Origin of the sequence: Rhodococcus oryzae (genome assembly GCF_005049235.1) — a bacterium.
Classification (GTDB): Bacteria; Actinomycetota; Actinomycetes; order Mycobacteriales; family Mycobacteriaceae; genus Rhodococcus_G; species Rhodococcus_G oryzae.
In genome coordinates this window covers 241,160-266,771 of sequence record NZ_SUMD01000001.1, presented here as the reverse complement: position 1 = coordinate 266,771, position 25,612 = coordinate 241,160, and the positions used below count along the sequence as shown (strand labels likewise).

The window sequence follows — 25,612 nt, the reverse complement described above, 5'->3', positions numbered from 1 at the left end:
TCTCACATTCTGGGACAGCCGACTCACCAAGTTGACTGTTCACCCTTGACGCGCCTACCTTCGAGCGCGTGAAGCAGAATGAGTTGCTCGTAATCGGCCGGCGCGTCGCCGCCTGAGTCGATTTCGTCAACTCACAAGCACGACGCGCCACCCTCGTACAGCAAGATTGCTGACGGGGGTTTTTTCTTGCCCGGAGCCAGCTTGAACCGTCAAGACCAGAGGATTATGCAGTGAGCGCACCAACCGCACGGCCGCAGCCCACGCCGCGCAAGTCGGGGGGAACGGGTCAGCCCAGCCCCGCGTCAGCGCCGGCCGCCCAGCCCGGTACCCGCCGTCAGATCGCCCCCGAGCGAGTGACCGGCGCCCAGTCCGTGGTTCGGGCCCTCGAGGAGCTCGAGGTCGACACTGTATTCGGCATTCCCGGCGGCGCCGTTCTGCCCGTCTACGACCCGCTCTTCGACTCGAAGAAGGTTCGGCACGTCCTGGTCCGGCACGAGCAGGGCGCCGGACACGCCGCGACCGGATACGCCCAGGCCACCGGCAAGGTCGGTGTCTGCATGGCCACCTCCGGCCCAGGCGCCACCAACCTGGTGACCCCGATCGCCGACGCGCAGATGGACTCCGTCCCGATCGTCGCGATCACCGGCCAGGTCGGCCGCGGCCTGATCGGGACCGACGCGTTCCAGGAGGCCGACATCTCCGGCATCACCATGCCGGTGACCAAGCACAACTTCCTGATCACCGACGGCGCCGACATCCCGCGGATCATGGCGGAGGCCTTCTACCTGGCGGCCTCCGGTCGGCCCGGCGCCGTCCTCGTCGACATCCCGAAGGACGTGCTGCAGGCGCAGACCACGTTCTCGTGGCCGCCGGAGATGCACCTGCCCGGCTACCGCCCGGTGAGCAAGCCGCACGGCAAGCAGGTCCGCGAGGCGGCCCGGCTGATCGCGGAGTCGAAGTCGCCGGTGCTCTACGTCGGTGGCGGCGTCATCAAGGCCGACGCGTCCGCCGAGCTGCTCGAGCTCGCGGAACTGACCGGCATCCCCGTCGTGACGACGCTGATGGCCCGCGGCGCGTTCCCCGACAGCCACCAGCTGCACTGCGGCATGCCGGGCATGCACGGCACCGTCGCGGCTGTCGGCGCGCTGCAGAAGAGTGACCTGCTGATCACCCTCGGCGCGCGTTTCGACGACCGGGTGACCGGTCAGCTCGACTCGTTCGCACCCGACGCCAAGGTCATCCACGCCGACATCGACCCGGCCGAGATCGGCAAGAACCGGTACGCGGACGTCCCGATCGTCGGTGACTGCGGCGAGGTGATCACCGAGCTGATCGAGGCGATCAAGGCGGATCAGGCCACCGGGACCACGCTCGACTACGCCGAGTGGTGGTCGTACCTGGACGGTCTGCGCGACACCTACCCGCTGGCTTACGGCAAGCCGTCGGACGGCGCGCTGTCCCCGGAGTACGTGATCGAGGCGGTCGGCAGGCTCGCGGGCCCGGACGCGATCTACTGCGCGGGCGTCGGCCAGCACCAGATGTGGGCGGCGCAGTTCGTCAAGTACGAGAAGCCGCGCACCTGGCTCAACTCCGGCGGCCTCGGCACCATGGGTTACGCGGTGCCCGCCGCGATGGGCGCCAAGATGGGCATGCCGGACAAGGAAGTCTGGGCCATCGACGGTGACGGCTGCTTCCAGATGACCAACCAGGAGCTCGCGACCTGCGCGCTCGAGGGCGTGCCGATCAAGGTCGCGCTGGTCAACAACGGCAACCTCGGCATGGTCCGGCAGTGGCAGACGCTGTTCTACGACCAGCGGTACTCCAACACCAACCTCGGCACCCACGGCGCGATCCGGATCCCGGACTTCGTCAAGCTAGCCGAGGCGCTGGGCTGCCACGGCATCCGCGTCGAGCGCGAGGAGGACGTCGAGGCGGCGATCCGCGAGGCGCAGTCCATCAACGACAAGCCGGTGGTGATCGACTTCATCGTCGGCGCCGACGCCCAGGTGTGGCCGATGGTGGCCGCGGGCACCAGCAACGACGAGATCCAGGCGGCGCGGGGCATCCGGCCGCTGTTCGACGACGACGAGGCCGTCAACGAGCCCGCCGTCATCCACGAGGCCATGGAGCGCGAGCAGCAGTCCGGCCAGGCCGCTGCCGCCGCAAGGGAGGACAACCAGTGAGCACCAGCCACACCCTCAGCGTTCTCGTCGAGGACAAGCCGGGAGTGTTGGCCAGGGTGGCCGCGCTGTTCTCGCGCCGGGGCTTCAACATCGAGTCCCTCGCGGTCGGGGGGACCGAACTCCCCGACGTTTCCCGCATGACCATCGTCGTGACCGTCGACGAGTTCCCGCTCGAGCAGGTGACCAAGCAGCTCAACAAGCTGATCAACGTGCTCAAGATCGTCGAGCAGGACACCGAGGCCTCGGTGGCCCGTGAGCTCGTGCTGATCAAGGTGCGGGCCGACGCCAGCGTTCGGACCCAGGTCCTCGAGACGGTGAACCTGTTCCGCGCCAAGGTGATCGACGTCTCGCCTGAGTCGGTGACCATCGAGGCGACCGGCACCCGGTCGAAGCTCGATGCGTTGCTGCGGATGCTCGATCCCTACGGGATCCGGGAGATCGTGCAGTCCGGTGTCGTGGCTGTCGGCCGTGGGCCGAAGTCCATCACCGCGGCCCGCTAGTACTTTCTATTCACGAATCAAGTCTTCAGATAACCGAGGAGAGGTAATACCAGTGGCAGTCGAGATGTTCTACGACGATGACGCCGACCTGTCGATCATCCAGGGCCGCAAGGTCGCTGTGATCGGCTACGGCAGCCAGGGACACGCGCATTCGCTCAGCCTGCGTGATTCGGGCGTCGATGTGCGCATCGGCCTCAAGGAGGGCTCGAAGTCTCGGGCCAAGGCCGAGGAGCAGGGCCTGACCGTCGGCACGCCTGCCGAGGTCGCCGAGTGGGCAGACGTGATCATGGTGCTGGCACCCGACACCGCGCAGGCGTCGATCTTCACCAACGACATCGAGCCGAACCTCAAGGACGGCGACGCGCTGTTCTTCGGGCACGGCCTGAACATCCACTTCGACCTGATCAAGGCCCCGGAGTTCGTCACCGTCGGCATGGTCGCCCCGAAGGGCCCCGGCCACCTGGTGCGTCGTCAGTTCGTCGACGGCAAGGGCGTCCCCGCCCTCATCGCCGTCGACCAGGACCCGAAGGGCGAGGGCCAGGCCCTGGCACTGTCCTACGCCAAGGCGATCGGTGGCACCCGCGCGGGCGTCATCAAGACCACCTTCAAGGAAGAGACCGAGACGGACCTCTTCGGCGAGCAGGCCGTGCTCTGCGGCGGCACCGAGGAGCTCGTCAAGACGGGCTTCGAGGTCATGGTCGAGGCCGGCTACGCGCCCGAGATGGCGTACTTCGAGGTCCTGCACGAGCTCAAGCTGATCGTCGACCTCATGTACGAGGGTGGCATCGCACGCATGAACTACTCGGTGTCCGACACCGCCGAGTTCGGTGGCTACCTCTCCGGCCCGCGCGTCATCGACGCCGGCACCAAGGACCGCATGAAGGCGATCCTGGCCGACATCCAGTCGGGCGAGTTCACCCGTCGCCTGGTCGCCAACGTCGAGAACGGCAACACCGAGCTCGAGGGCCTGCGCAAGGCCAACGCCGAGCACCCGATCGAGGTCACCGGCAAGAAGCTGCGCGACCTGATGAGCTGGGTCGATCGTCCGATCACCGAAACCGCTTAGGCGGCTGCGCCGCCCGTGAGTCCTTTCGGTCCCGTAGGGGGCCAGAAGGACTCACGGGGCGCGAAGTGCATTTTGGGGCCCGATGTCACCCCGTGACGGTGCAGACTGTCACGGAGGGCATCGGGCCCTTGCGTTGTCCGGGGTAGGTGATGGATGGCACGACAATCGTCCCTTCGGTCATGGCTTCCTGGTGTGGAGGTGGCCCGCCGATACGAGCGGTCCTGGTTGCGCCCAGACCTCACCGCAGGCGTCGCGCTCACCGCGCTGCTGATCCCCGCGGGCATGGGGTACGCCGAGGCGGCCGGCCTGCCTCCGGAGACCGGCCTCTACGCCACCATCGTCCCGCTGCTCGTCTACGCGCTGGTCGGTCCCTCGAAGATCCTGGTGCTCGGACCCGATTCGTCGCTGGCCCCGATCATCGGCGCGGCCGTCCTCCCGCTCGCTGCCGGGGACCCGGACCGGGCCGTCGCCCTCGCCGGACTGCTCGCCATCCTGATGGGCCTGATCCTGGTCGCCGGTGGCCTGCTGAACCTGGGCTTCGTCACGGACCTGCTGTCCAAACCGATTCGGCTCGGCTACCTCAACGGCATCGCCCTGGTCGTGGTCGTCAGCCAGATACCGAAGCTGCTCGGCTTCTCCGTCGACGGGGTCAACCTCATCGACGAGGCCCGCAACACCGTTGTCGCGATCGCCGACGGCGAGATCGACCCGACCGCCGCCGCGTTCGGCATCGGGGGCATCGCGGTCATCCTGGCCTTCAAGCTGATGCACAGCCGCATCCCCGGTGTGCTGGTCGCGGTGGTGGGCGCGATCGTCCTGGCCTACGTCCTGGGCCTGAAGGACGATCTCCCGATGGTCGGCGCGCTGCCGCAAGGCCTACCCGCGCCCGCTCTCGGCGGGCTGACCTGGTCCGACGTCGCCGACCTGATCGTCCCGGCCGCGGGCATCGCGCTGATCGCGTTCGCCGACACCGGGGTGCTCTCGCGCACCTTCGCGGCGCGGCGCGGCGAGAGCGTCAACGGCAGCATCGAGATGCGCGCGATCGGCACCGCCAACGTGGCCAGCGGGCTGCTCGGTGGTTTCCCGATGTCCGCGAGCTCCTCGCGCACCCCGGTCGCGGAACAGAACGGCGCCAAGACCCAGCTCGTCGGGGTGGTCGGAGCGCTGGCCATCGTTTTGTTCATCCTCGTCGCGCCCGGCGTCACCGGCTACCTGCCGTCGGCGGTGCTGGCGTCGGTGGTGATCGTGGCGGCGACCTCGCTGGTGGACGTCCGCGGCATGGTGGCGATGTGGCGGATGAGCAAGGTGGAGGCGTCCCTGGCGATCGCCGCGTTCCTCGGCGTCGCGCTGGTCGGGGTGCTGGAGGGCATCGTGGTGGCGATCGCCCTGTCCTTCGTGGCGGTCGTCGTGCACGCGTGGCAGCCGTACCGTGCGGAACTGGTGGTGGTGCCCGGCCTCGACGGCTACCACGACCTCGCCCGGCACCCCGAGGGCCACCGGATCCCTGGCCTGGTCATCGCGCGGTTCGACGCACAGCTCTTCTTCGCGAACGGTGCGCTGTTCGACGACTACGTGCGGGGGCTCTTCACCGATGCGCCCGATCCGGTCCGATGGGTGGTGATCGCCTCGGAACCCTTGACCGGGCTCGACACCACCGCGGTGGACGAGCTGGTGGAGCTCGACCAATATCTGGACAGCCACGGGGTACGACTGGTCTTCGCGGAGATGAAGGGACCGGTGAAGGATCGGCTGATCCTGTTCGGGGTCGGCGACCGCTTCGGCCACGATCGGTTCTATCCGACCCTCGACGCCGCGGTGGAGGCGTTCGAGGCCGGCCGCTCCGGTTGAGTGATCCGCCCCACGAGGTGTCCACTATCTGGTATCGGCGCACCCAGGGTGCCGAAACCCGGGGGCCCGCACACTAAGCTGTCTTCGGTCACGGCCTCACGTGGGCGCCCGAGGCGGCGCCGGGCCGCGGACGATCCGCCCGACACCTAACACAGGAGTTCACTCGTGAGCCAGCCAGGCCGTCCCGTTGTTCTGATCGCAGACAAGCTCGCGCCGTCCACGGTCGAGGCGCTCGGCGATGGCGTGGAAGTGCGCTGGGTCGACGGCCCCGACCGTCCCGCCCTGCTGGCCGCCGTCCCCGAGGCCGACGCGATCCTGGTCCGCTCGGCGACCACCGTCGACGCGGACGTCCTCGCCGCGGGCACCAAGCTGAAGATCGTCGGCCGTGCAGGTGTCGGCCTGGACAACGTCGACATCCCGGCCGCCACCGAGCGCGGCGTGATGGTCGTCAACGCGCCGACCTCGAACATCCACACCGCCGCCGAGCACGCCGTCGCCCTGCTGCTGGCCACCGCCCGCCAGATCCCGGCCGCCGACCGCACCCTCCGCGAGAAGACCTGGAAGCGTTCGAGCTTCAACGGCACCGAGATCCTCGGCAAGACCGTCGGCGTCGTCGGCCTCGGCCGGATCGGGCAGCTGTTCGCGCAGCGCCTCGCGGCCTTCGAGACCCACGTCATCGCGTACGACCCCTACCTGCCCGCGGCCCGCGCCGCGCAGCTCGGCATCGAGCTCGTCGACATCGACGAGCTGGTCAAGCGCTCGGACTTCATCTCCGTGCACCTGCCGAAGACCAAGGAGACGGCCGGCCTGATCAACGCCGAGCGTCTCGCCACCGCCAAGGACGGGCTGATCATCGTCAACGCCGCCCGCGGCGGCCTGATCGACGAGGACGCGCTGTACGACGCGCTCGTCTCCGGCAAGGTCCGCGCCGCAGGCCTGGACGTGTTCAACACCGAGCCGTGCACCGACTCGAAGCTGTTCGACCTCGACAACGTCGTCGTCACCCCGCACCTCGGCGCGTCCACCTCGGAGGCCCAGGACCGCGCGGGCACCGACGTCGCCAAGAGCGTGCTGCTGGCGCTGGCGGGCGAGTTCGTACCCGAGGCCGTCAACGTCTCCGGTGGCCCGGTTGGTGAGGAGGTCGCGCCGTGGCTCGACCTGGTCCGCAAGCTCGGCCTGCTCGCGGGCACCCTCTCCCCGGAGGCCGTGCAGAACATCCAGGTCATCGTCAGCGGTGAGCTGTCGGCGGAGAACGTCGAGATCCTCGGCCTCGCCGCGCTGCGCGGACTCTTCTCGGCCAGCAGCGACGAGCCGGTCACCTTCGTCAACGCGCCCGCGCTCGCCGAGCAGCGTGGCGTGAGTGTCGAGGTCGACAAGCACAGCGAGGCGCTCACGCACCGCAGCGCGGTCGAGGTGCGGGCCGTCGCGGCCGACGGAACCGTCACCGCCGTCGCGGGCGCGCTGACCGGCCTGCAGCAGATCGAGAAGATCGTCAACGTCAACGGCCGCAGCTTCGACCTGCGCGCCGAGGGTCACAACCTCGTCGTGCACTACCAGGATCGTCCGGGCGTGCTCGGCACTCTCGGCACCGTGCTGGGCAACGCAGGCATCGATATCCAGGCCGCGGCGCTGAGCCAGGACGTGGAGGGCGAGGGCGCGACCGTCATCCTGCGCGTGAACCGCGTGGTCGGCGACGCCGAGGTCTCGGAGATCGTCGCTCAGCTCGACGCCCGCGTGGCCCAGGTCGACCTGTCCTGATTTCGTCTCTGCGAGGAAGTGAGTAAGTACATGAAGCTTGCAGTCATTCCCGGCGACGGCATCGGGGTCGAGGTCACGGCAGAGGCGCTCAAGGTGCTGCGCAAGCTGGTCCCTGACCTGCAGACCACCGAGTACGACCTCGGCGCGACGCGCTACAACGCGACCGGTGAACTGCTGCCGGACGCGGAGCTCGCGCAGATCCGCGAGCACGACGCGATCCTGCTCGGCGCGATCGGCGACCCGCGCCTCGTCGGCCCCGGCATCCTCGAGCGTGGCCTGCTGCTGAACATGCGGTTCCAGCTCGATCACCACGTGAACCTGCGTCCGTCGCGGCTGTACCCGGGCGCGACGTCGCCGCTGGCGGCCAACCCGGACATCGATTTCGTGGTGGTGCGCGAGGGCACCGAGGGCCCGTACACCGGCAACGGCGGCGCCATCCGCGTCGGCACGCCGCACGAGATCGCCACCGAGGTGTCGATCAACACGTGGTTCGGTGCCGAGCGCGTCGTCCGTTACGCCTTCGAGTTGGCGCAGACGCGACGCAAGCACCTCACCCTGATCCACAAGACCAACGTGCTCTCCAACGCGGGCGCGATCTGGTCTCGTGCGGTGGAGACCGTCGGCGCCGAGTACCCGGACGTCGAGACCGCGTACTGCCACATCGACGCCGCCACCATCTACATGGTCAGCGACCCGTCGCGCTTCGACGTGATCGTCACCGACAACCTGTTCGGCGACATCATCACCGACCTGGCAGGCGCGGTCACCGGTGGTATCGGTCTCTCGGCGTCCGGCAACATCGACGCCTCCGGCACCAACCCGTCGATGTTCGAGCCCGTGCACGGCTCGGCTCCGGACATCGCAGGCAAGGGCATCGCCGATCCCACCGCCGCGATCCTGTCGGTGGCGCTGATGCTGCGTCACCTCGGGCGCGAGGAGGATGCGGCCCGCGTCGAGCAGGCCGTCGAGGCCGACCTCGCGGCCCGCGGTGACGGTCCGATCAAGACCTCCGAGGTCGGCGACCGCATCGCCGCGAGCCTCTAGGCTCGGCGACACTCTGTAGCAGCACTCCGCCCGCGAACCGAAAGGTTCGCGGGCGGAGTGCGTTCGGGGTGGTTCACGTCGATGGCGGTGGATCGGCGGGGACCAGCGGGGCGGCGGCCAGCGGCAGCGCGGCGGCGAGCGCGAAGGCGGCCGGAAAGCCGAGGGTCCCGATCACCGCACCGAACACCGGCGGCACGAATGCGGCAACCAGGAACTGGCCGGTGTTCTGGGCGCCGAGTGCCCGGCCGCTCCAGTACGGGCCCGCGATCTCCGCGACCGCGGTGAAGGCGAGTCCGTTGTCGGCCACCGTGATCACCGAGGCCACTACCATCAGGGCGACGGAGATCGGCGAGTCGAGCCAGTCCGTGATCGCCAGCGCCGCCATGGACAGCGCCGCGGCGACCGCGACGGTCCGCAGCGGGCCCATCCTGCTGCCGACCCGGTCCGACCAGATGCCCGCACCGATCCGGCCAAGCGCGCCCAGCAGCTGGGTCGCGGTGATGAGGATGCCCGCCGACGCCGCCGACCAGTGCCGGTCGGTGATCAGCCAGACCGGGACGAAGGTCCACACCAGGTACTGCGGCACCACCAGCACCGCCGAGACCGAGTGGATTCGCCACAGCACGCTCTGGTTCCGGTACGGGTTGGCCAACAGGCCCTGCGACGACGCGGCCGCGCGGCTGGGCCGCGGTGGGTCGACCACGAACACCAGGCAGGCCAGTGCGGCGACCGCGCAGATGATCGCGGGCACGGTCAGCGCCCAGCCGATCCCGTGGTCGGCGGCCAGGTTCGGGACGGTCAGCGCGGCCACCGCAACCCCGAGGGGCAGTGCCATCTGGCGCACGCCCATCGCGAATCCGCGCCGGTGCGGCGGGAACCAGCCCACCACCACCCGCCCGCTTGCGGCGTTGGCGCTCGAGGCGGCCACGCCGCCGAGGAACAGGAACGCCCCCAGTGCCAGGAAGGACGCGCTCAGTGCCGCGGCCGCGGTACTCGCGAGGGCGGCGGCGCCGAGTCCGATGGCCAGCACCCGGCGTTCGCCGATCCGGTCGACCACCACACCCCACGCGAACAGGCTGACGAGGAAGCCGACCGTCGGTGCGGCCGCGATCAGTCCGGCGCGGGCCAGGCTCATGCCCTGCGAGTCGTGCAGGGTCGGGATGAGGAAGGCGGGTGCGTTGGCGAACACCCCGCCCGCCGCCTGGGCGAGGACACCGAGGCCGAGCATGGACCACCGCCTCGGCGCGGTGATCTGCGGATCCTGTCTGTTCTGTTCCTGAACACTCATGCAAGCCGTCCCAATATATGGAATGAGAATCTTATAGAATGGAATTTGGGATCGAGTGTATCGCGCCGTCCCGGCTGCGCGCCACGGGCGGACGCGGGCAGCCTCGGTCGCGGCCGATAGACTGCCGACATGCGTCTAGGTCGAATCGCCAGCCCTGATGGGGTCGCCTTTGTTTCCATCGAAGGGGAGGGCGACGCGCAGACCGCGAAGGAGATTGCCGAGCATCCGTTCGGCAACCCGACCTTCACCGGCCGGAGCTGGCCGCTCGCCGATGTCCGGCTGCTCGCGCCGATCCTGGCCAGCAAGGTGATCTGCATCGGTAAGAACTACGCGGCCCACGCGGCCGAGATGGGTTCCGAGGCGCCCGAGGATCCGGTGATCTTCCTCAAGCCGAATACCTCGATCATCGGCCCCGGCGTGCCGATCATGTTGCCGCCCAGCTCGAATGAGGTGCACTACGAGGGCGAGCTCGCGATCGTCATCGGGCGTCCCTGCAAGGACGTGCCCGCCGCGAAGGCGCTCGACGTGGTGCTCGGCTACACCGCCGCGAACGATGTCTCCGCGCGCGATCATCAGCGCCAGGACGGTCAGTGGACCAGGGCCAAGGGGCACGACACGTTCTGCCCGCTCGGACCGTGGATCGAGACCTCCCTCGACGCCTCCGATCTCGAGATCAAGACGGATGTCGACGGTGAGGTCAAGCAGCGCAGCCGGACTTCGCTTCTGCTGCACGACATCCCGAAGATCATCGAGTGGGTCTCCGCGGTGATGACGCTGCTCCCCGGCGACGTCATCCTGACCGGCACCCCCGAGGGGGTCGGCCCGATCGTCGCGGGCGACACCGTGAGCGTCACCATCGAGGGGATCGGCACCCTCGCCAACCCGGTGGCCGCCAAGGGCTGAGTCCTGCTGCGTGGCGACGGGTCGGTGGTCACTGCCGGGCCGGGTGGGGGCGGGGAAGACTAGCCTGTAGGGGACCGATTCCCCCTCCGACCCAAGTGAGCCATGACCTCCAGCGAAGTGCGTGTTCGTTTCTGTCCCTCGCCGACCGGCACGCCCCATGTCGGGCTGATCCGTACGGCCCTGTTCAACTGGGCCTATGCCCGGCACCACGGCGGCAAGTTCGTCTTCCGCATCGAGGACACCGACGCCGCGAGGGACTCGGAGGAGTCCTATCAGGCGATCCTCGACGCGCTGAACTGGCTCGGCCTGACCTGGGACGAGGGTCCCGAGGTCGGCGGCCCGTACGCGCCGTACCGCCAGTCGCAGCGACGAGACCTGCACCTCGAGGTCGTCGCGAAGCTGCTGGCGGCGGGGGAGGCATATGAGTCCTTCTCCACCCCCGAGGAGGTCGAGGAGCGGCACAAGGCGGCCGGCCGTGACCCCAAGCTCGGGTACGACAATTTCGATCGCGATCTGACCGCCGAGCAGCGTCAGGCATACCTCGACGAAGGGCGTAAGCCCGTCGTGCGGTTGCGGATGCCCGATCACGATCTGACCTGGAATGACCTGGTTCGCGGCGAGACCACCTTCAAGGCGGGCACGGTGCCCGATTTCGCGCTCACCCGAGGGAACGGCATTCCGCTGTACACCCTTGTGAACCCCGTGGACGACGCGCTGATGAAGATCACCCACGTGCTGCGTGGCGAGGACCTGCTCTCGTCGACGCCGCGCCAGCTGGCCCTCTACGAGGCGCTGCAGCGGATCGGCGTCGCGGAGCTCACCCCGGAGTTCGGTCACCTCCCGTTCGTGATGGGACAGGGCAACAAGAAGCTCTCCAAGCGCGACCCCGAGTCGAACCTGTTCATCCATCGGGACCGCGGCTTCATCCCCGAGGGCCTGCTCAACTACCTGGCTCTGCTCGGCTGGGGCATCGCGGACGATCGCGATGTGTTTTCGCTCGCCGAGATGGTCGAGGCCTTCGACATCTCGAAGGTCAATTCCAATCCGGCGCGTTTCGACCAGAAGAAGGCCGACGCGATCAACGCCGAGCACATCCGGTTGCTCGACCCCGCGGACTTTGCGGCGCGGCTGCGGGCCTTCCTGGCCGGGCACGGTCATCCCGTGGACGCGCTCGACGAGGCCTCGTTCGCCGTCGCAGCCGAACTGGTGCAGACGCGCATCGTCGTCCTCGCCGATGCGTGGGACCTGCTCAAGTTCCTCTTCGTGGACGAGTCCGAGTTCGCGATCGATCCGGCCGCGGCCGCGAAGAACCTGGGCGCGGATTCCGCTCCCGTGCTCGACGCCACGATCGCCGCGCTCGAGGCGACGTCGAACTGGGTGAGCGCGGACCTGGAGGAGTCTCTCAAGGCCGCTCTCATCGATGGCCTGGAACTCAAGCCGCGCAAGGCCTTTGCGCCCGTGCGGGTCGCGGTGACAGGCTCGCACATCAGCCCGCCGCTCTATGAGTCGATGGAGCTGCTCGGCCGGGAGAAGACGATGTCCCGGCTGCGCTCGGCACGCGCTCAGGTGGGTCAGTAGGAGTTCCCGTCGGCTGGCCAGGGGCGATTTCAGGCCCCTGACCAGCCGATTTGGAGAATGGCCCTAGGGCTTTGCTATTGTTCTCCTCGTCCGAAACGGAGAGCACAGCCGCAAGGTTGAGCGAGCCGCCGAGGTCATTGGGGTATGGTGTAATTGGCAACACAGCGGTTTCTGGTACCGCCATTCTAGGTTCGAGTCCTGGTACCCCAGCGGAGAGTTCAGACGATTTTGACTCTGAACTCCGGCCAGCTAAGCTAGCCGAGCTTCCACTGATGCGGAACTTCTCTTCGGAAGAGTTCCACAGCAGCGCAACAAATCAGTACAGCGTGTTCTTGGCCCCGTCGTCTAGCGGCCTAGGACGCCGCCCTCTCAAGGCGGTAGCGCGGGTTCGAATCCCGTCGGGGCTACAAATGAAGAAGACCCTCTGGCACATGCCAGGGGGTCTTTTTCTTGCTTCGGTTCGACCTCGAACGGGCGGCGTCGAAAAAGGCGCCCACCCGAGTCGGGTGAGCGCCTTCGCTCGGAAATGCTCAGCCGCTCTTGCGGCGGAATTCTCGTTTGTGATCTGCGGGGCCGTGCGTGTGATGAATCTTCGAATCGCCGGCCGTGGCGGCCGTCGGGTTAGCGTTCTTGTGGTTCTTGCGCTCTAGTGCCTCGCGGAACTGCTGCTTGATCTGATCGTTCTCGTTCTGATCCTTCGCGGAGTCAGTCACGGTGCGCTCCTCCCATTCTGTTTGGTCGCACCGTGACGGTACCGCCGCCGCCGCGGGAAGTCCCGCAGGTTTCTGCGGTGGCGCCGCTACAGGAAGGCCGCGGTGGTGCCGCCAACGGGCATCTGGGGCAATCCGAGCTTGCGGTGATCCCAGGACCGGATGCGATCGATCTTCACCCGCACGGCGACCCGCTTGTTGAGCATCATCTCGATCGCCGGGTCCACGTCGGTGGAGTACGGGCCCGTGTAGCGCTCCCAGATGCTGACGCCGACCTGCCAGAGGGCGTCTCGGTCGTCGACGATCTCGGCGGTGCCCTCGATGGAGATGCCGCGCAGGGTGTCGTAGGTGTCACCGTCCTCGATCATCACGGTGATCCGGTTGTCCCGGCGTAGGTTGACGGCCTTCTGTGATTTCGACTTCGTCTCGAACCAGATCTCACCGTCGATCACGGCGTACCACATGGCGATCAGGTGCGGCGCACCCTTCGCGCCCACCGTCGCCAAGGTGGCGATCCGGCTGCGCTCGATGAATCCGGCGATCTCGTCGTCGTTCATCGTGATCTGGCTACGTTGGTTGGTGCCCACTGCGCTGTCCTCCCATGGGGATTGGAACCTGTTCTCGCATGCACTGTGCCATGGGCCACACCGGACGCGCAGGCGGCTACAGGCGTTTGTGGAGTGCGTCCGCGGCGGCGAGGAGGTCGGCGGCCCAGCGGGCGCCGGGGCGCCTGCCCATTCGGTCGATCGGGCCCGAGACCGAGATCGCCGCGATCACCGCGCCCGCGCCGTCGCGCACCGGCGCCGCGACGCTCGCCACACCGGGTTCGCGCTCGGCCGCGCTCTGCGCCCAGCCCCGCTTGCGCACCTCGAGCAGTGCCCGCTCGCTGAAGAGCGCGTCGGCCAGCACCGCCCGCTGGGTCTGCGGATCCGCCCATGCCAGCAGCACCTTGGCTCCCGAGCCGGCGGTCATCGGCAGGCGTGCGCCGACCAGTACCGTGTCCCGGAGGCCGGTCGGCGGCTCCATGGAGGCCACACACACCCGCTGGGTGCCCTCCCTGCGGTACAGCTGCACACTCTCGCCGGTGATCTCGCGCAGTCGCGGCAGGATCATGGAGGCCGCCTCGAGGAGGCTGTCGTGTGCGGTCGGGGCCAACTCCGCAAGCCCGGGGCCCGGGCGCCAGAGTCCGTCGCCGTCGCGGGCGAGGAGCCGGTGCACCTCGAGGCCGACCGCCAGTCGATGAGCCGTCGCCCGGGGCAGACCCGTGCGGGCGCACAGCTCTCCGAGGTTGCAGGGCTGCTCCGCAACGGCGTGGAGAACGGTCATCGCCTTGTCGAGCACCCCGATCCCGCTCGAGGCGGGGGAGCCGCTATGCTGTCTCATAGGGCGATACTACCGTCTCGCATTCTGAGATGGAAATTCGGACGGCTTCGATCGGGCGTGATCGGGGAGATGATGGAAGTGGCGCACTCCAGGCCGCCCGATGTCCGGGACGCACTAGTCACACTGAGAGGTGGAGAACATGGTCAGTAGAAAGCGCACCCTGGCAGAGAAGGTGTGGGACGAGCATGTCGTCGTCCAGGGCGAGGGGGAGGGCGCCTCGCGCAACCCGGACCTCATCTACATCGATCTGCATCTCATACACGAAGTGACCAGTCCTCAAGCCTTCGACGGCCTTCGGTTGGCGGGCAGGCCATTGCGCCGCCCCGATCTCATGATCGCCACCGAGGACCACAACGTCCCGACCATCGACATCGACAAGCCGATCGCGGACCCGGTCTCCCGTATCCAGGTCGAGACCCTTCGTCGCAATTGCGAGGAGTTCGGTGTCCGCCTGTACCCGATGGGCGACCTCGATCAGGGCATCGTGCACGTCGTCGGTCCGCAGCTGGGCCTGACCCAGCCCGGCATGACGGTGGTGTGCGGCGACAGCCACACCTCCACCCACGGCGCCTTCGGTGCTCTCGCAATGGGAATCGGTACCAGCGAGGTCGAGCACGTGATGGCGACCCAGACGCTGTCGCTGCGCCCGTTCAAGACGATGGCGATCAACGTCGACGGCGAACTCCAGCCCGGGGTGACGAGCAAGGACGTCGTGCTCGCCGTCATCGCGAAGATCGGGACAGGCGGCGGCCAGGGCTATGTGCTGGAGTACCGCGGATCGGCAATCCGTCAAATGTCGATGGAAGCCCGAATGACGGTCTGCAACATGTCGATCGAGGCCGGTGCCCGCGCGGGCATGATCGCGCCCGACGAGATCACCTACGAGTTCATCAAGGGACGGCCGCACGCGCCGCAGGGCGCGGACTGGGATGCCGCCGTCGCGGCGTGGGAGCAGCTGAAGACCGACGAGGGCGCGACTTTCGACCAAGAGGTCTACATCGACGCGAACTCGCTGACCCCGTTCGTCACCTGGGGGACCAACCCGGCCCAGGGCGCGCCGCTCGGCGACTCGGTGCCGGATCCCACGCAGATGGTCGACGAGAGCGAACGGCAGGCCGCCGAGAAGGCGTTGACCTACATGGGTCTGACGGCAGGCACTCCGCTGCGTGAGATCGCCGTGGACACGGTCTTCGTCGGTTCCTGCACCAATGGCCGGATCGAGGACCTTCGGGCCGTGGCGGGCGTGCTGAAGGGTCGCAAGGTGGCCGAGAGCGTGCGGATGCTGGTCGTCCCCGGCTCGATGAGGGTTCGTGCGCAGGCCGAGAAGGAGGGCCTCGGTGAGATCTTCACCGCAGCGGGTGCGGAATGGCGGCAGGCGGGGTGCTCGATGTGTCTCGGCATGAATCCCGATCAGCTGTCCTCGGGTGAGCGCTCGGCATCGACTTCCAACCGGAATTTCGAAGGTAGGCAGGGCAAGGGCGGGCGGACCCATCTCGTCTCGCCGCTGGTTGCGGCTGCGACGGCGGTGCGAGGCACGCTCTCGGCGCCCGCGGACCTGGACTGAAGACCACCGGAACGACAGGAGTATTTGATGGAAGCCTTTACGACACACAAGGGAATCGGCGTCCCCCTGCGGCGCTCCAATGTCGACACCGACCAGATCATTCCGGCGGTCTACCTAAAGTCGGTCTCTCGTAGCGGTTTCGAGGAGGGCCTCTTCGCGGGCTGGCGGGCCGACCCCGAGTTCATCCTGAACATTCCGCCGTACGACAAGGGCTCGGTTCTCGTCGCGGGTCCGGACTTCGGCACCGGCTCGTCCCGTGAGCACGCGGTGTGGGCGCTATCGGACTACGGATTTCGCGTAGTGATCGCCTCTCGCTTCGCGGACATCTTCCGCGGCAACTCCGGCAAGGCCGGCCTGCTGGCCGCTCAGGTCGACCAGTCGGACGTCGAACTGCTCTGGAAGTTGCTTGAAGAGCAGCCCGGTCTCGAAATTGTTGTGGATCTCACGGAGCGCACGGTGACCGCAGGAACGCTGGTGGTGCGCTTCAACATTGATGACTACACACGGTGGCGTCTACTCGAGGGTCTGGACGATATCGGATTGACATTGCGGCAGGTAGATGCGATTTCGGAGTTCGAAAAGTCAAGGCCGTCATGGAAACCTGCCACCCTCCCGGCACGGGTTGCCGAGGGAAACTAATACGACCGACTAACGGGATTCAGGCACGAAAGAGGGTGCCACGCCGCTGAGAGGGACATGAGAATTGGCGTGGCACATAGACTCTTGCCCTTTTCCGGATTACCGTGTTTGCTAGTCGGTCCGACAATGGGCCATCAGTTTGCGGAGGACTTCCATGAACAAAGCAGAGCTCATTGACATCTTGACCGAACGGTTGGACTCGGATCGCCGTACAGCCACCGATGCGGTCGAGCACATTGTCGACACCATCGTGCGCGCCGTGCACAGGGGCGAGAGCGTCACGATCACCGGCTTCGGCGTCTTCGAGCAGCGTCGCCGTGCGGCCCGCGTCGCGCGCAACCCGCGCACCGGCGAGACCGTCAAGGTCAAGCCGACCTCGGTGCCGGCGTTCCGTCCTGGCGCCCAGTTCAAGGCCGTGATCGCCGGTAGCCAGAAGCTTCCGGCCAGCGGACCCGCGGTCAAGCGTGGCTCGGCGGCCGCCGCACCTGCGAAGAAGGCAGCGGCGAAGAAGACCGCAGCGAAGAAGGTTGCGGCCAAGAAGGCGGCGCCCGCGAAGAAGGCTCCGGCCAAGAAGGTTGTCGCGAAGAAGGCGGCACCGGCCAAGAAGGCGGTCGTGAAGAAGGCGGCGCCCGCGAAGAAGGCTCCGGCCAAGAAGGTCGTGGCGAAGAAGGCGGCACCGGCCAAGAAGGCGGTCGTGAAGAAGGCGGCGCCCGCGAAGAAGGCGGTCGTGAAGAAGGCGGCGCCGGCGAAGAAGGCTCCGGCCAAGAAGGTCGTCGCCAAGAAGGCGGCACCGGCCAAGAAGGCTCCGGCCAAGAAGGCGCCCGCGAAGAAGGCTCCGGCCAAGAAGGCGCCCGCTCGCAAGAAGTAGGCACGACCGACTACTCGTGCCTCGCACGAGATCGAGGGCGGCAACGGGAAACCGTCGCCGCCCTCCGTCGGATCGGTGGCCGCCTCAGGTGTTCTCGGGCAGCGGGCTGTCGATGTGGCTGGCGTCCACCAGCTTGCCCCCGGAGAACGAGAGAACCCAGGTGCTGGCCTTCCGGTTGCGGGCAGGCGGCAGGGTGATCCCGTCCCGTTCCGCCCACCAGCTCAGCAGGTCGGGGATCACCCCGCTCTGACTGCAGATCACCTGGACGCCGCCGAGCGTGGCGATCTTCCGCACGCGGGACCGGGCCGCCGCCGGATCCTCCGCGTACGCCTCCTCCGAGAGCAGCGGTTCCGCCACGATATCGGTGCCCAGCGCACGTGCCAGCGGTTCCACCGTCTGCTCGCAGCGGATGCGATCGGCTGAATGGACCGCCGTCGCACCGAAGGCGAGGAGCTGGGGCACCAGCGCCTCTGCCTGGACGCGCCCGAGCTCGTCCAGCGGTCGTAGCGCGTCGTCCGGTGAGTCCTTCCGTCGTCCGGCCTTGCCGTGCCGGACGACGAGCATGGTGGTGGTGTCGGCGGGAACACGGAGGAACCGGCGCATCACCTTGCCGTCCACCGAGTACGAGAGTTCGCCCGCCACGTCCTCGGGTGCCACCCACCGGAGCTCGTCGACCTCGGGATTCGGTACGAACTCGCCCCCGAGTGATTCGGCGGCCCAGTAGTCGACCCGCTTGCGCTTGCGGTGGCCGGGGATCTCGTAGGCGACCCGGGTCACGCGCCGGTCCAGGCGCACCCGTAGCCCGGTCTCCTCCTGTACCTCTCGCAGCGCCGCGACGATCGGCGTCTCCCCGGGGTCGAGCTTGCCCTTGGGGAAGGACCAGTCGTCGTACTTCGGCCGGTGGATCAGTGCGATCTCGATCTCGTAGGGATTGGTCGGTGACTTACGCCAGAGCACGGCACCTGCCGCGAAGATATTGGCCTTGATGGGTCGATCCGACTTCGAGCTCACTGGCTGCCTTCCTGTGGTGGCCGGAAAACGTTCCTACGAGCCGATCGCTCGGCGGCCGCGCATCAGCTCCTGCTGGTGCTCGCGCACGCTTTCACCCCTGGCGGGCGAGGCCGCCCAGTGCCCGTCGGACTGGAGCACCCAGCATCGGGTGGTCGGGTCGAGAGCGGAGTCGAAGATGTCGCCGAGCTGACGGGACAGCCGCGGATCCTTCACCTGGGCCATCACCTCCACCCGCCGGTCGAGATTTCGGTGCATCATGTCCGCGCTGCCGATCCAGAATTCCTCCGCGCCGACGAAATGCAGGATGCGTGAGTGTTCGAGGAACCTCCCGAGAATCGAACGGACCTCGATGTTCTCGCTCAGTCCCGGCACCCCTGGCTTGAGCGCGCAGATACCGCGGACAACCACCTGCACCTGCACGCCTGCCTGCGAGGCGCGATAGAGCGCGTCGATCACCTGCTCGTCCACCAGGGCGTTGGCCTTGAGGCGGACTCCCGCGGACTTGCCCTCGAGCTGGCGCGCGACCTCCGCGTCGATTCGCTTGATGATGCCGTCGCGGACACCGTAGGGAGCGACCAGCAGGTTCCGGTACTGCGCCTTACGCGAGTATCCGGTCAGCGAGTTGAACAGGTCCGTGAGGTCCGCGCCGATTTCCGGCGCGGCGGTGAGCAGGCCCACGTCCTCGTACAGCCGGGCCGTCTTCGGGTTGTAGTTCCCGGTGCCGATGTGGCAGTACCGGCGGATCGCCGAGCCCTCCCGGCGCACGACAAGGCAAGTCTTGCAATGGGTCTTGAGTCCGACCAGCCCGTACACCACGTGCACGCCCGCCTGTTCGAGCTTGCGCGCCCACTTGATGTTCGCCTGCTCGTCGAAGCGCGCCTTGATCTCGACGAGCGCCACCACCTGCTTGCCCGCCTCCGCGGCGTCGATCAGCGCGTTCACGATCGGGGAGTCGCCGGAGGTGCGGTACAGAGTCTGCTTGATCGCCAGCACATGCGGATCGGCCGCCGCCTGCTCGATGAACCGCTGCACGCTGGTGGAGAACGAGTCGTAGGGGTGGTGCACCAGGACGTCGCCGTCGCGCAGCGTCGAGAACACGCTCTTCGGGGTCTCCCGCTCTCCGAATGCCGGATGGGTCGCGGGCACGAAGGGGGCGTCCTTGAGGTTGGCGCGGTCGACACCGTAGACCTGCCACAGGCAGGACAGGTCTAGCAGGCCGGGGACCTGGATCACGTCGCCCGGATCCACGTCGAGCTCGCGCAGCAGCAGTTCGAGCATGTGCTCGGTCATGTCGTCCGCGACCTCGAGCCGCACCGGCGACCCGAACCGCCTGCGGGCCAGCTCGCGCTCGAGGGCCTGCAGCAGATCCTCGTCGCGATCCTCTTCGACCTCGAAGTCGGCGTTGCGGGTGATCCGGAAGGCGTGGTGTTCGACGATCTCCATCCCGGGGAACAGCGCGTTCAGGTGCGCCGCGATGAGCGCCTCCATGGGCAGGAAGGCCGGGGTCGTCGCGGGGGAATCGGTGCGGTTGACGCGGACGAACCGGTCGACGTTGTCGGGCACCTTCACCCTCGCGAAGTGCTCGCCGCCGGTCGACGAATCCTTCACGGTCACCGCGAGGTTCAGGCTCAGGCCGCTGATGTAGGGGAACGGGTGCGCCGGGTCGACCGCGAGGGGGGTCAGCACGGGGAACACCTGCTCGCGGAAGTGCGCGGACAGGCGCTCCTCCTCGTCGGCATCGAGGTCGGCCCAGCCGATGATGGAGATGCCCTCCTCGGCGAGCTGGGGCAGCACCTTGTCCAGGAAGGTCCTGGCGTGCTTCTCCGCGATCTCCTGGGTCCGCCGGCCGATCAGCGCCAACTGTTCGCGTGGGCTCAGGCCGTCGGCGGAACGGACCGAGAGCCCGGTCTCGTCCCTGCGCTTGAGGCCCGCGACCCGGACCATGTAGAACTCGTCGAGGTTCGAGGCGAAGATCGCCAGGAACTTGGCGCGCTCGAGCAGCGGAAGCGACGGATCCTCGGCGAGGCTGAGCACCCGGGAGTTGAAGTCGAGCCAGCTCAGCTCGCGGTTGAGGTAGCGCTCCTCCGGCAGGGGGATGACCGAACCGTCGACCACCACCGGGGTGGCGGCCGGCGGCGCGGTCGGGATCACCGGAAGGTGATTGACGATCGGTGCGCTCCATTCGCGCTCGCCGGTGCCCGACGCCGTGTGCTGCCCGGCGTCCTGTCCGCGTACCTCACCGTTACTCACGCGTAGATCATCCCCCAGATCGGGAGTGGGCGACAATCGATGCGCATTTATCTTCGATGAATTCGCCGGGCGGTTCCCGCGACGCCGGGCCAGCCGATCCGGTCGAGCTCCGCGGCGGTCGCCCGGCCGGGCCCCAGCATCACCGCGGCATCGAGGTCGGCCGCGGTGTCGACATCGAGTCGCAGCCCCGGCCAGTCGCCGGTCAGTTCCGCGGCCCCGGAAAGGCGGTGGCGCCGCGCCGAGTCCGGGCCGAACGCGGGGTCGAGGTCGGCCTCCTGATCCCCGACGATCAGCGCCGCGGTCCCGGTGCCGTGGTGATCGACAACGAAAGAGCGGGGTGCCCGTGCGCCCGCGGCCAGCGCCGCCGTCAGCTCGCCCGGGCGTAGGCAGGGGAGATCACCCTGCAACGCCACGATGGGTCCGCGGCCGTGGGTCGATCGCAGATGGGTGGCGGCGGCTCGAAGGACGGTGTTGAGGCGATCGCCGCCCTCGCCTGCCGGGTCGGCGTAGTGCCCGGCCCCGCACTCGCGCGCCACGCGGGCCACGGACGGGTCAGGGGTGATGACCGTGAGCTCGGCGATCCCCGACGCGTTCGCGGCCGCCGTCAAGGTGTCGCGCAGCATGGCCAGCACGAGCGCGGTCCGCTCCTGCGGCCCGAGGCGGGCGGCCAGCCTGCTCTTGGCCCGGCCGAGCTCCTTGACCGCGATCAACACGTGCGCCTGCCCCGCGGGCGGCGTGCGATGCGCTGGGTCCATACCGGCAATCCTGCCAGCACGCCGCCGCGGGCGAGCAGACCGCGGTGCCCCTGCGGCCGTCTACTCTTGGGTCCCGGCGGCAGCGGGTGGCGAGGGGAAGGGACATTCCATGAGCAAGGCAGCGGTACTGGGGGCGGGGTCCTGGGGGACGGCGTTCGCGAAGGTGTTGGCCGATGCCGGCACCGATGTCACGATGTGGGCGCGGAGACCCGAAGTGGCCGAGGCGATCTCGGTTGATCACCAGAATCCGTTCTACCTCGAGGGGATCGCGTTGCCGCCCTCGCTGTCGGCGACCAGTGATCATCGCGTCGCGCTCGAGGGTGCCGACATCGTCGTCCTTGCCGTGCCCTCGCAGTCGCTGCGCGAGAACCTCGGCGCCTGGGCGCCGTCGATCGAGCCCGATTCGACGCTGTTGTCCCTGGCGAAGGGCATCGAGAGCGGGACGCTGATGCGGATGAGTCAGGTCATCAGCCAGGTGGCGGGCGCGGATCCGTCGCGGGTGGCGGTGCTGTCGGGGCCCAACCTGGCCAGGGAGATCGCCGTGGGACAGCCGGCAGCCACGGTGATCGCGTGCACCGATTCTGTTCGCGCGGTTGATCTTCAAAAGGCTTGCGCCACTGGATATTTCCGTCCGTACACCAATTCGGACGTGATCGGCTGCGAGGTGGGCGGGGCGTGCAAGAACGTGATCGCCCTCGCCTGCGGTATGGCGTCGGGGATCGGCCTGGGAGAGAACACGAACGCCACCATCATCACCCGCGGGCTGGCGGAGATGATCAGGCTCGGGGTGGCGCTCGGCGCGAACCCGGCGACGTTGGCCGGGCTGGCGGGCGTCGGCGACCTGGTCGCGACCTGCTCCTCGCCGCTCTCGCGAAACCGGACCTTCGGCCACCACCTCGGTGCGGGCGGGTCCATGGAGAGCGCGCAGCGGGCCACGAAGGGGCAGGTTGCCGAGGGTGTGAAGTCCTGCACCTCGGTGCGGGCGCTGGCGGCGAGTCACGACGTGGAGATGCCGCTCACCGACGCGGTTCATCGGGTCTGCCACGAGGGCATGTCGGTCCCGGATGCCGTCGGACTGCTCCTGGGGCGACGCACCAAGCCCGAGTGAGTACGGCCGAACGGTTCGAGCGGTCCCGATCAGCGGTGACCTGACGCGGCAGATCGGTTGGTCCAACGGTACGGTTCGGTATGTGAGTAATCCGCGTACGAGGGTGGCTGTGGTCTTCGGTGGCCGTAGCAGTGAGCACTCCGTCTCCTGTGTTTCCGCTGGCAGTGTGCTTCGCAACCTCGATCCCGAGCGCTACGAGGTGGTGCCGATCGGCATCACCCCTGACGGTGCCTGGGTGCTCGGTCCGACGGATCCCGACGCCCTCACCATCGCGGGCCGCTCCCTGCCGACCGTCGACGCGGCGGGTACCGCACTGACCCTGACCGCCGACCCGACCCGTTCGGGCGCGCTGGTGTCCCTGAGCAACGACGAGGCAGGCGCGGTACTCGCGTCTGTGGACGTGGTGTTCCCGGTCCTGCACGGCGCCTATGGCGAGGACGGCACCATCCAGGGGCTGCTCGAGCTCGCGGGCCTGCCCTATGTCGGTCCCGGCGTGCTGGCCAGCGCGGCTGGCATGGACAAGGAGTTCACCAAGAAGCTGCTCGCGGCCGATGGACTGCCGATCGGGGAGCAGGTGGTGCTGCGTGCAGGCACCGCGACGGTGTCGCCCGCCGATCGCGAGCGGCTCGGCCTCCCGGTGTTCGTCAAGCCCGCCCGCGGTGGATCCTCGATCGGTATCTCCCGGGTATCGTCCTGGGATCAGCTCGACGCGGCGATCGAAATGGCCCGCAGCCACGACCCGAAGGTCATCGTCGAGGCGGGCATCGTCGGCCGCGAGGTCGAGTGCGGTGTCCTCGAATTCCCGGATGGCTCAGTGAAATCCAGCGTCGTGGCGGAGATCAGGATGCCGGAGTTCGCGGGCGACGACGGCGCCTTCTACGACTTCGACACCAAGTACCTCGACGACATCTGCGAGTTCGATGTCCCCGCCAAGCTCGACGACGCGATCAGCGAGGAGATCCGGGCGATCGCCGTGCGGGCCTTCGCCGCGCTCGACTGCCAGGGGCTCGCCCGGGTCGACTTCTTCATCACCGAGAACGGCCCGGTGATCAACGAGATCAACACGATGCCCGGGTTCACCTCGATCTCGATGTACCCGCGGATGTGGGACGCGGCCGGGATCGACTACCGGACCCTGGTCTCCACTCTGGTCGAGACGGCGCTGGCCCGGGGGACCGGCCTGCGCTGACCGCAGGCCGGTAGGCCCGGGGTCAGGGGGTCGGCACGGGTGCCGGGTCCAGCGGCTGCTGCTCCAGAGCGCCGGTGATGGCGGCCGAGGCGTCCTGCAGTGGCGTCGGACCTGATCCGTGCGGCACGGTCAGTGCGACATAGACGCCCCGATCGACCGCGAACCAGGTGCTCGCGTCCAGTCCCTCCTCGCCGGGAACCTCGAACCACTGCACCGCGTCGACCACCGTCAACGGCGATGCCGCGTTGAACTCGAGCGGACGGTCCACCCCGCAGCGCAGCACGACCTCCTTGGCGTCGTCCGCCTGCCAGGCGGCCGCGCCCACGGGGGCCGGATCCATCAGCTCGGCCCTCTCGAAGTCGCCGAGGTTCTCGGGCAGCGCCGCGATCAGGGCGGCGCACTCGGGGGACTCGGCGGCGGGGGCGGGCACCGTGCCGAGCGCGACCGGCTCCCGGATGGGGTCGCGTCCGGCGATCACGGCAGCGACGAGCACGCCGACCACAAGGGCGACAGGGAGGGCGACCGCGACGGCGATCAGTGCCGGGCTGCGCCGGGCGGTGGGATGGGGTTCTGCGGGTTCGGGAGCGTCAGCGGAATCGGGGAGATCGGGGTCGTTCACGGTTACTAGTGTGCCGCAACCTGACATGTGAGGGTCCGGGTGATTCCCTGGACGCGTTGAATCCGCTGCACCACGCCTGGTAGCTCGGTCGTGTCCGCGGCCTCGACCCGGACCACCACGTCGTAGGGGCCGAGGACGTCCTCCGCGCTGAGAACGCCAGGTAGCTGGCTGATCACCTCGGAGACGAGCAGGGCCTTGCCGACCTCGGTCTGGATCAGAACGAAAGCTTGCATCGCTGACGCCCCTTCTCGGTGCAGTGCCCGCGACCTCGGTAGAGTCGCGGTGGCCCTGGCCTGCCACTTGCACGGTCGGGTCACTCCCGGCTGCGATAAAGGGTACCGGTTCTCATTCCTCGGAGGTGCGTCATCGAATCGACTGATCGCGGCACCGATGCCGGGCGCACGGTCGCCGACATCGGCGAGTTCGCGGTGATCGACCGGGCGGTGGCGGGTCGAGCGCAACCCGAGAGCACGCTCCTCGGCCCCGGTGACGACGCCGCGGTGGTGCGGGCGCCGGATGGCGCGGTGGTCGCCTCGACCGACATGCTGGTCGAGGGCAGGCACTTCCGGCTGGATTGGTCGACGCCCGACCAGGTCGGGCGCAAGGCGGTCGCGCAGAACGGCGCGGACATCGTCGCGATGGGGGCCTGGCCGACCTCGTTCCTGGTGGCGATCGGGTGCCCGCCGAGCACGCCGGTGGCCGTCACCGACGCGCTGACGGACGGGATCTGGGCCGAAGTGGCCGGGTTCGGCGCGGGTGTGATCGGCGGGGACATGGTGCAGGCGGAGCAGTTGGTGGTCTCGATCACGGTGCTCGGAGACCTGGGCGGGCATGCGCCGGTGCTGCGATCGGGGGCGCGTCCCGGCGATCAGGTGGCCGTCGCGGGGCGGCTCGGTTGGTCGGCGGCGGGACTGGCCGCGCTGCTCGCCGAATCGGATGGTTTCCCGGAACTGGTTGCCGCGCACACGGTTCCGGTACCGCCCTACGAGAGCGGTCCGGTTGCGGCGCGCGCAGGGGCCACCGCGATGACCGATGTGTCCGACGGACTGATCGCCGATCTGGGGCACATGTGCACAGTCTCGGGGGTCGCGATGGACCTGGACAGCGCGCTGCTCGAACCCGGGCCAGAGCTCTCCGGAGCCGCGACGGCGCTGGGGGCGGACGCGCTCGACTGGGTACTCACCGGTGGCGAGGACCATGCCCTGGCCGCGACCTTCCCCGCCGATACGTCGCTACCTGCGGGCTGGCGTCGGATCGGGTGGGTCCTGGACGGCGACGGCGTGCAGGTCGACGGCCGTTCCTGGGCGGGCGGCGGCGGATGGCAGAGCTTCGATTAGATAGATTGCCC

The 25,612-nt window shown here is 68.3% G+C and carries 23 protein-coding genes and 2 tRNA genes; 16 read left to right on the top strand and 9 right to left on the bottom strand.

Annotated features, from left to right (window positions below; all coding sequences use genetic code 11):
- Positions 1 to 230: 230 nt before the first annotated feature.
- The 6 genes from FCG67_RS01185 (at position 231) to FCG67_RS01160 (ending at position 8,399) form a co-directional block, all read left to right on the top strand.
- Complete coding sequence (locus FCG67_RS01185; RefSeq protein WP_136906413.1) at positions 231 to 2,183, top strand: acetolactate synthase large subunit; 1,953 nt, start codon at positions 231 to 233, stop codon at positions 2,181 to 2,183.
- The gene (ilvN, locus tag FCG67_RS01180) at positions 2,180 to 2,683 is read left to right on the top strand and encodes an acetolactate synthase small subunit (protein ID WP_027499209.1); all 504 of its coding nucleotides are present in this window, start codon (positions 2,180 to 2,182) and stop codon (positions 2,681 to 2,683) included. The genes FCG67_RS01185 and ilvN overlap by 4 nt, the downstream gene beginning before the upstream one ends.
- A 64-nt stretch (positions 2,684 to 2,747) precedes the next feature.
- On the top strand, positions 2,748 to 3,749 hold the full coding sequence (gene ilvC, locus FCG67_RS01175; protein ID WP_179800683.1) for a ketol-acid reductoisomerase: 1,002 nt from the start codon (positions 2,748 to 2,750) through the stop codon (positions 3,747 to 3,749).
- Between the two features lie 153 nt (positions 3,750 to 3,902).
- The gene (locus FCG67_RS01170; RefSeq protein WP_136906411.1) at positions 3,903 to 5,597 is read left to right on the top strand and encodes a SulP family inorganic anion transporter; all 1,695 of its coding nucleotides are present in this window, start codon (positions 3,903 to 3,905) and stop codon (positions 5,595 to 5,597) included.
- Between the two features lie 165 nt (positions 5,598 to 5,762).
- On the top strand, positions 5,763 to 7,355 hold the full coding sequence (gene serA / locus FCG67_RS01165) for a phosphoglycerate dehydrogenase (RefSeq protein WP_136906409.1): 1,593 nt from the start codon (positions 5,763 to 5,765) through the stop codon (positions 7,353 to 7,355).
- Positions 7,356 to 7,385: 30 nt separating this feature from the next.
- On the top strand, positions 7,386 to 8,399 hold the full coding sequence (locus FCG67_RS01160; protein WP_077041169.1) for a 3-isopropylmalate dehydrogenase: 1,014 nt from the start codon (positions 7,386 to 7,388) through the stop codon (positions 8,397 to 8,399).
- Positions 8,400 to 8,472: 73 nt separating this feature from the next.
- Here the strand turns inward: FCG67_RS01160 and FCG67_RS01155 are convergent, their stop codons facing one another.
- Complete coding sequence (locus FCG67_RS01155) at positions 8,473 to 9,687, bottom strand: MFS transporter (protein WP_211243081.1); 1,215 nt, start codon at positions 9,685 to 9,687, stop codon at positions 8,473 to 8,475.
- A gap of 129 nt (positions 9,688 to 9,816) precedes the next feature.
- Between FCG67_RS01155 and FCG67_RS01150 the strand changes: the two genes are divergently transcribed.
- From FCG67_RS01150 to FCG67_RS01135, 4 genes are all read left to right on the top strand, one after another.
- Positions 9,817 to 10,590, top strand: coding sequence for a fumarylacetoacetate hydrolase family protein (locus FCG67_RS01150; RefSeq protein ID WP_136906407.1), 774 nt, complete (start codon positions 9,817 to 9,819; stop codon positions 10,588 to 10,590).
- Between the two features lie 102 nt (positions 10,591 to 10,692).
- Positions 10,693 to 12,168 carry a glutamate--tRNA ligase gene (gene gltX / locus FCG67_RS01145; protein ID WP_136906405.1) on the top strand — a complete coding sequence of 492 codons (1,476 nt, stop codon included), beginning with the start codon at positions 10,693 to 10,695 and terminating at the stop codon, positions 12,166 to 12,168.
- Positions 12,169 to 12,306: 138 nt separating this feature from the next.
- A tRNA-Gln gene (locus FCG67_RS01140) sits at positions 12,307 to 12,378 on the top strand.
- 124 nt (positions 12,379 to 12,502) lie between these two features.
- A tRNA-Glu gene (locus tag FCG67_RS01135) sits at positions 12,503 to 12,575 on the top strand.
- 123 nt (positions 12,576 to 12,698) lie between these two features.
- On the opposite strand, the gene FCG67_RS01130 is transcribed toward FCG67_RS01135, so the two are convergent.
- The 3 genes from FCG67_RS01130 to FCG67_RS01120 all read right to left on the bottom strand — a co-directional run bounded on the left by FCG67_RS01130 (position 12,699) and on the right by FCG67_RS01120 (position 14,261).
- The gene (locus FCG67_RS01130) at positions 12,699 to 12,881 is read right to left on the bottom strand and encodes a DUF5302 domain-containing protein (protein WP_077041171.1); all 183 of its coding nucleotides are present in this window, start codon (positions 12,879 to 12,881) and stop codon (positions 12,699 to 12,701) included.
- Positions 12,882 to 12,967: 86 nt separating this feature from the next.
- On the bottom strand, positions 12,968 to 13,465 hold the full coding sequence (locus tag FCG67_RS01125) for a pyridoxamine 5'-phosphate oxidase family protein (RefSeq protein ID WP_077041172.1): 498 nt from the start codon (positions 13,463 to 13,465) through the stop codon (positions 12,968 to 12,970).
- Between the two features lie 76 nt (positions 13,466 to 13,541).
- Positions 13,542 to 14,261 carry an IclR family transcriptional regulator gene (locus tag FCG67_RS01120; protein WP_136906403.1) on the bottom strand — a complete coding sequence of 240 codons (720 nt, stop codon included), beginning with the start codon at positions 14,259 to 14,261 and terminating at the stop codon, positions 13,542 to 13,544.
- 139 nt (positions 14,262 to 14,400) lie between these two features.
- Here FCG67_RS01120 and leuC point away from each other — a divergent pair, with 139 nt between their 5' ends.
- From leuC to FCG67_RS01105, 3 genes are all read left to right on the top strand, one after another.
- Entirely contained in the window at positions 14,401 to 15,825 is a 1,425-nt protein-coding gene (leuC, locus tag FCG67_RS01115; RefSeq protein WP_211243080.1) for a 3-isopropylmalate dehydratase large subunit, read from the top strand.
- 27 nt (positions 15,826 to 15,852) lie between these two features.
- Complete coding sequence (gene leuD / locus FCG67_RS01110; protein ID WP_097213562.1) at positions 15,853 to 16,464, top strand: 3-isopropylmalate dehydratase small subunit; 612 nt, start codon at positions 15,853 to 15,855, stop codon at positions 16,462 to 16,464.
- 154 nt (positions 16,465 to 16,618) lie between these two features.
- Positions 16,619 to 17,332, top strand: a complete 714-nt coding sequence (locus FCG67_RS01105) for an HU family DNA-binding protein (protein ID WP_136906399.1) — start codon at positions 16,619 to 16,621, stop codon at positions 17,330 to 17,332.
- Between the two features lie 84 nt (positions 17,333 to 17,416).
- Here the strand turns inward: FCG67_RS01105 and FCG67_RS01100 are convergent, their stop codons facing one another.
- The 3 genes from FCG67_RS01100 to cofC all read right to left on the bottom strand — a co-directional run bounded on the left by FCG67_RS01100 (position 17,417) and on the right by cofC (position 21,348).
- The gene (locus FCG67_RS01100) at positions 17,417 to 18,343 is read right to left on the bottom strand and encodes an NUDIX hydrolase (RefSeq protein ID WP_136906397.1); all 927 of its coding nucleotides are present in this window, start codon (positions 18,341 to 18,343) and stop codon (positions 17,417 to 17,419) included.
- Positions 18,344 to 18,376: 33 nt separating this feature from the next.
- Complete coding sequence (locus FCG67_RS01095; protein ID WP_425467788.1) at positions 18,377 to 20,512, bottom strand: RNA degradosome polyphosphate kinase; 2,136 nt, start codon at positions 20,510 to 20,512, stop codon at positions 18,377 to 18,379.
- 128 nt (positions 20,513 to 20,640) lie between these two features.
- On the bottom strand, positions 20,641 to 21,348 hold the full coding sequence (cofC, locus tag FCG67_RS01090) for a 2-phospho-L-lactate guanylyltransferase (protein ID WP_136906393.1): 708 nt from the start codon (positions 21,346 to 21,348) through the stop codon (positions 20,641 to 20,643).
- Positions 21,349 to 21,457: 109 nt separating this feature from the next.
- Between cofC and FCG67_RS01085 the strand changes: the two genes are divergently transcribed.
- Both FCG67_RS01085 and FCG67_RS01080 read left to right on the top strand, forming a co-directional pair.
- A complete protein-coding gene (locus FCG67_RS01085) occupies positions 21,458 to 22,456 on the top strand; it encodes an NAD(P)H-dependent glycerol-3-phosphate dehydrogenase (RefSeq protein WP_136906391.1) in 999 nt (332 codons plus the stop codon).
- An 82-nt stretch (positions 22,457 to 22,538) separates the two neighbouring features.
- Entirely contained in the window at positions 22,539 to 23,645 is a 1,107-nt protein-coding gene (locus tag FCG67_RS01080; protein WP_136906389.1) for a D-alanine--D-alanine ligase family protein, read from the top strand.
- 22 nt (positions 23,646 to 23,667) lie between these two features.
- Here FCG67_RS01080 and FCG67_RS01075 read toward each other — a convergent pair whose 3' ends face one another.
- Both FCG67_RS01075 and FCG67_RS01070 read right to left on the bottom strand, forming a co-directional pair.
- Positions 23,668 to 24,291 carry a DUF3515 domain-containing protein gene (locus tag FCG67_RS01075; protein ID WP_136906387.1) on the bottom strand — a complete coding sequence of 208 codons (624 nt, stop codon included), beginning with the start codon at positions 24,289 to 24,291 and terminating at the stop codon, positions 23,668 to 23,670.
- Complete coding sequence (locus tag FCG67_RS01070; protein WP_077041177.1) at positions 24,270 to 24,497, bottom strand: Lrp/AsnC ligand binding domain-containing protein; 228 nt, start codon at positions 24,495 to 24,497, stop codon at positions 24,270 to 24,272. The genes FCG67_RS01075 and FCG67_RS01070 overlap by 22 nt, the downstream gene beginning before the upstream one ends.
- Before the next feature lie 132 nt (positions 24,498 to 24,629).
- Between FCG67_RS01070 and FCG67_RS01065 the strand changes: the two genes are divergently transcribed.
- Positions 24,630 to 25,601: a thiamine-phosphate kinase gene (locus FCG67_RS01065; RefSeq protein ID WP_211243098.1), complete on the top strand. Its 972-nt coding sequence runs from the start codon at positions 24,630 to 24,632 to the stop codon at positions 25,599 to 25,601.
- The last annotated feature ends 11 nt before the right edge of the window (positions 25,602 to 25,612 follow it).

Bases quoted from the DNA above. Each gene is read 5' to 3' on its own strand.
- ilvC (WP_179800683.1), top strand. From the start codon at position 2,748: ATGTTCTACGACGATGACGCCGACCTGTCGATCATCCAGGGCCGCAAG.
- FCG67_RS01170 (WP_136906411.1), top strand. From the start codon at position 3,903: ATGGCACGACAATCGTCCCTTCGGTCATGGCTTCCTGGTGTGGAGGTG.
- FCG67_RS01160 (WP_077041169.1), top strand. From the start codon at position 7,386: ATGAAGCTTGCAGTCATTCCCGGCGACGGCATCGGGGTCGAGGTCACG.
- FCG67_RS01155 (WP_211243081.1), bottom strand. From the start codon at position 9,687: ATGAGTGTTCAGGAACAGAACAGACAGGATCCGCAGATCACCGCGCCG.
- FCG67_RS01150 (WP_136906407.1), top strand. From the start codon at position 9,817: ATGCGTCTAGGTCGAATCGCCAGCCCTGATGGGGTCGCCTTTGTTTCC.
- gltX (WP_136906405.1), top strand. From the start codon at position 10,693: ATGACCTCCAGCGAAGTGCGTGTTCGTTTCTGTCCCTCGCCGACCGGC.
- FCG67_RS01120 (WP_136906403.1), bottom strand. From the start codon at position 14,261: ATGAGACAGCATAGCGGCTCCCCCGCCTCGAGCGGGATCGGGGTGCTC.
- leuC (WP_211243080.1), top strand. From the start codon at position 14,401: ATGGTCAGTAGAAAGCGCACCCTGGCAGAGAAGGTGTGGGACGAGCAT.
- leuD (WP_097213562.1), top strand. From the start codon at position 15,853: ATGGAAGCCTTTACGACACACAAGGGAATCGGCGTCCCCCTGCGGCGC.
- FCG67_RS01105 (WP_136906399.1), top strand. From the start codon at position 16,619: ATGAACAAAGCAGAGCTCATTGACATCTTGACCGAACGGTTGGACTCG.
- cofC (WP_136906393.1), bottom strand. From the start codon at position 21,348: ATGGACCCAGCGCATCGCACGCCGCCCGCGGGGCAGGCGCACGTGTTG.
- FCG67_RS01085 (WP_136906391.1), top strand. From the start codon at position 21,458: ATGAGCAAGGCAGCGGTACTGGGGGCGGGGTCCTGGGGGACGGCGTTC.
- FCG67_RS01075 (WP_136906387.1), bottom strand. From the start codon at position 24,291: ATGTCAGGTTGCGGCACACTAGTAACCGTGAACGACCCCGATCTCCCC.
- FCG67_RS01070 (WP_077041177.1), bottom strand. From the start codon at position 24,497: ATGCAAGCTTTCGTTCTGATCCAGACCGAGGTCGGCAAGGCCCTGCTC.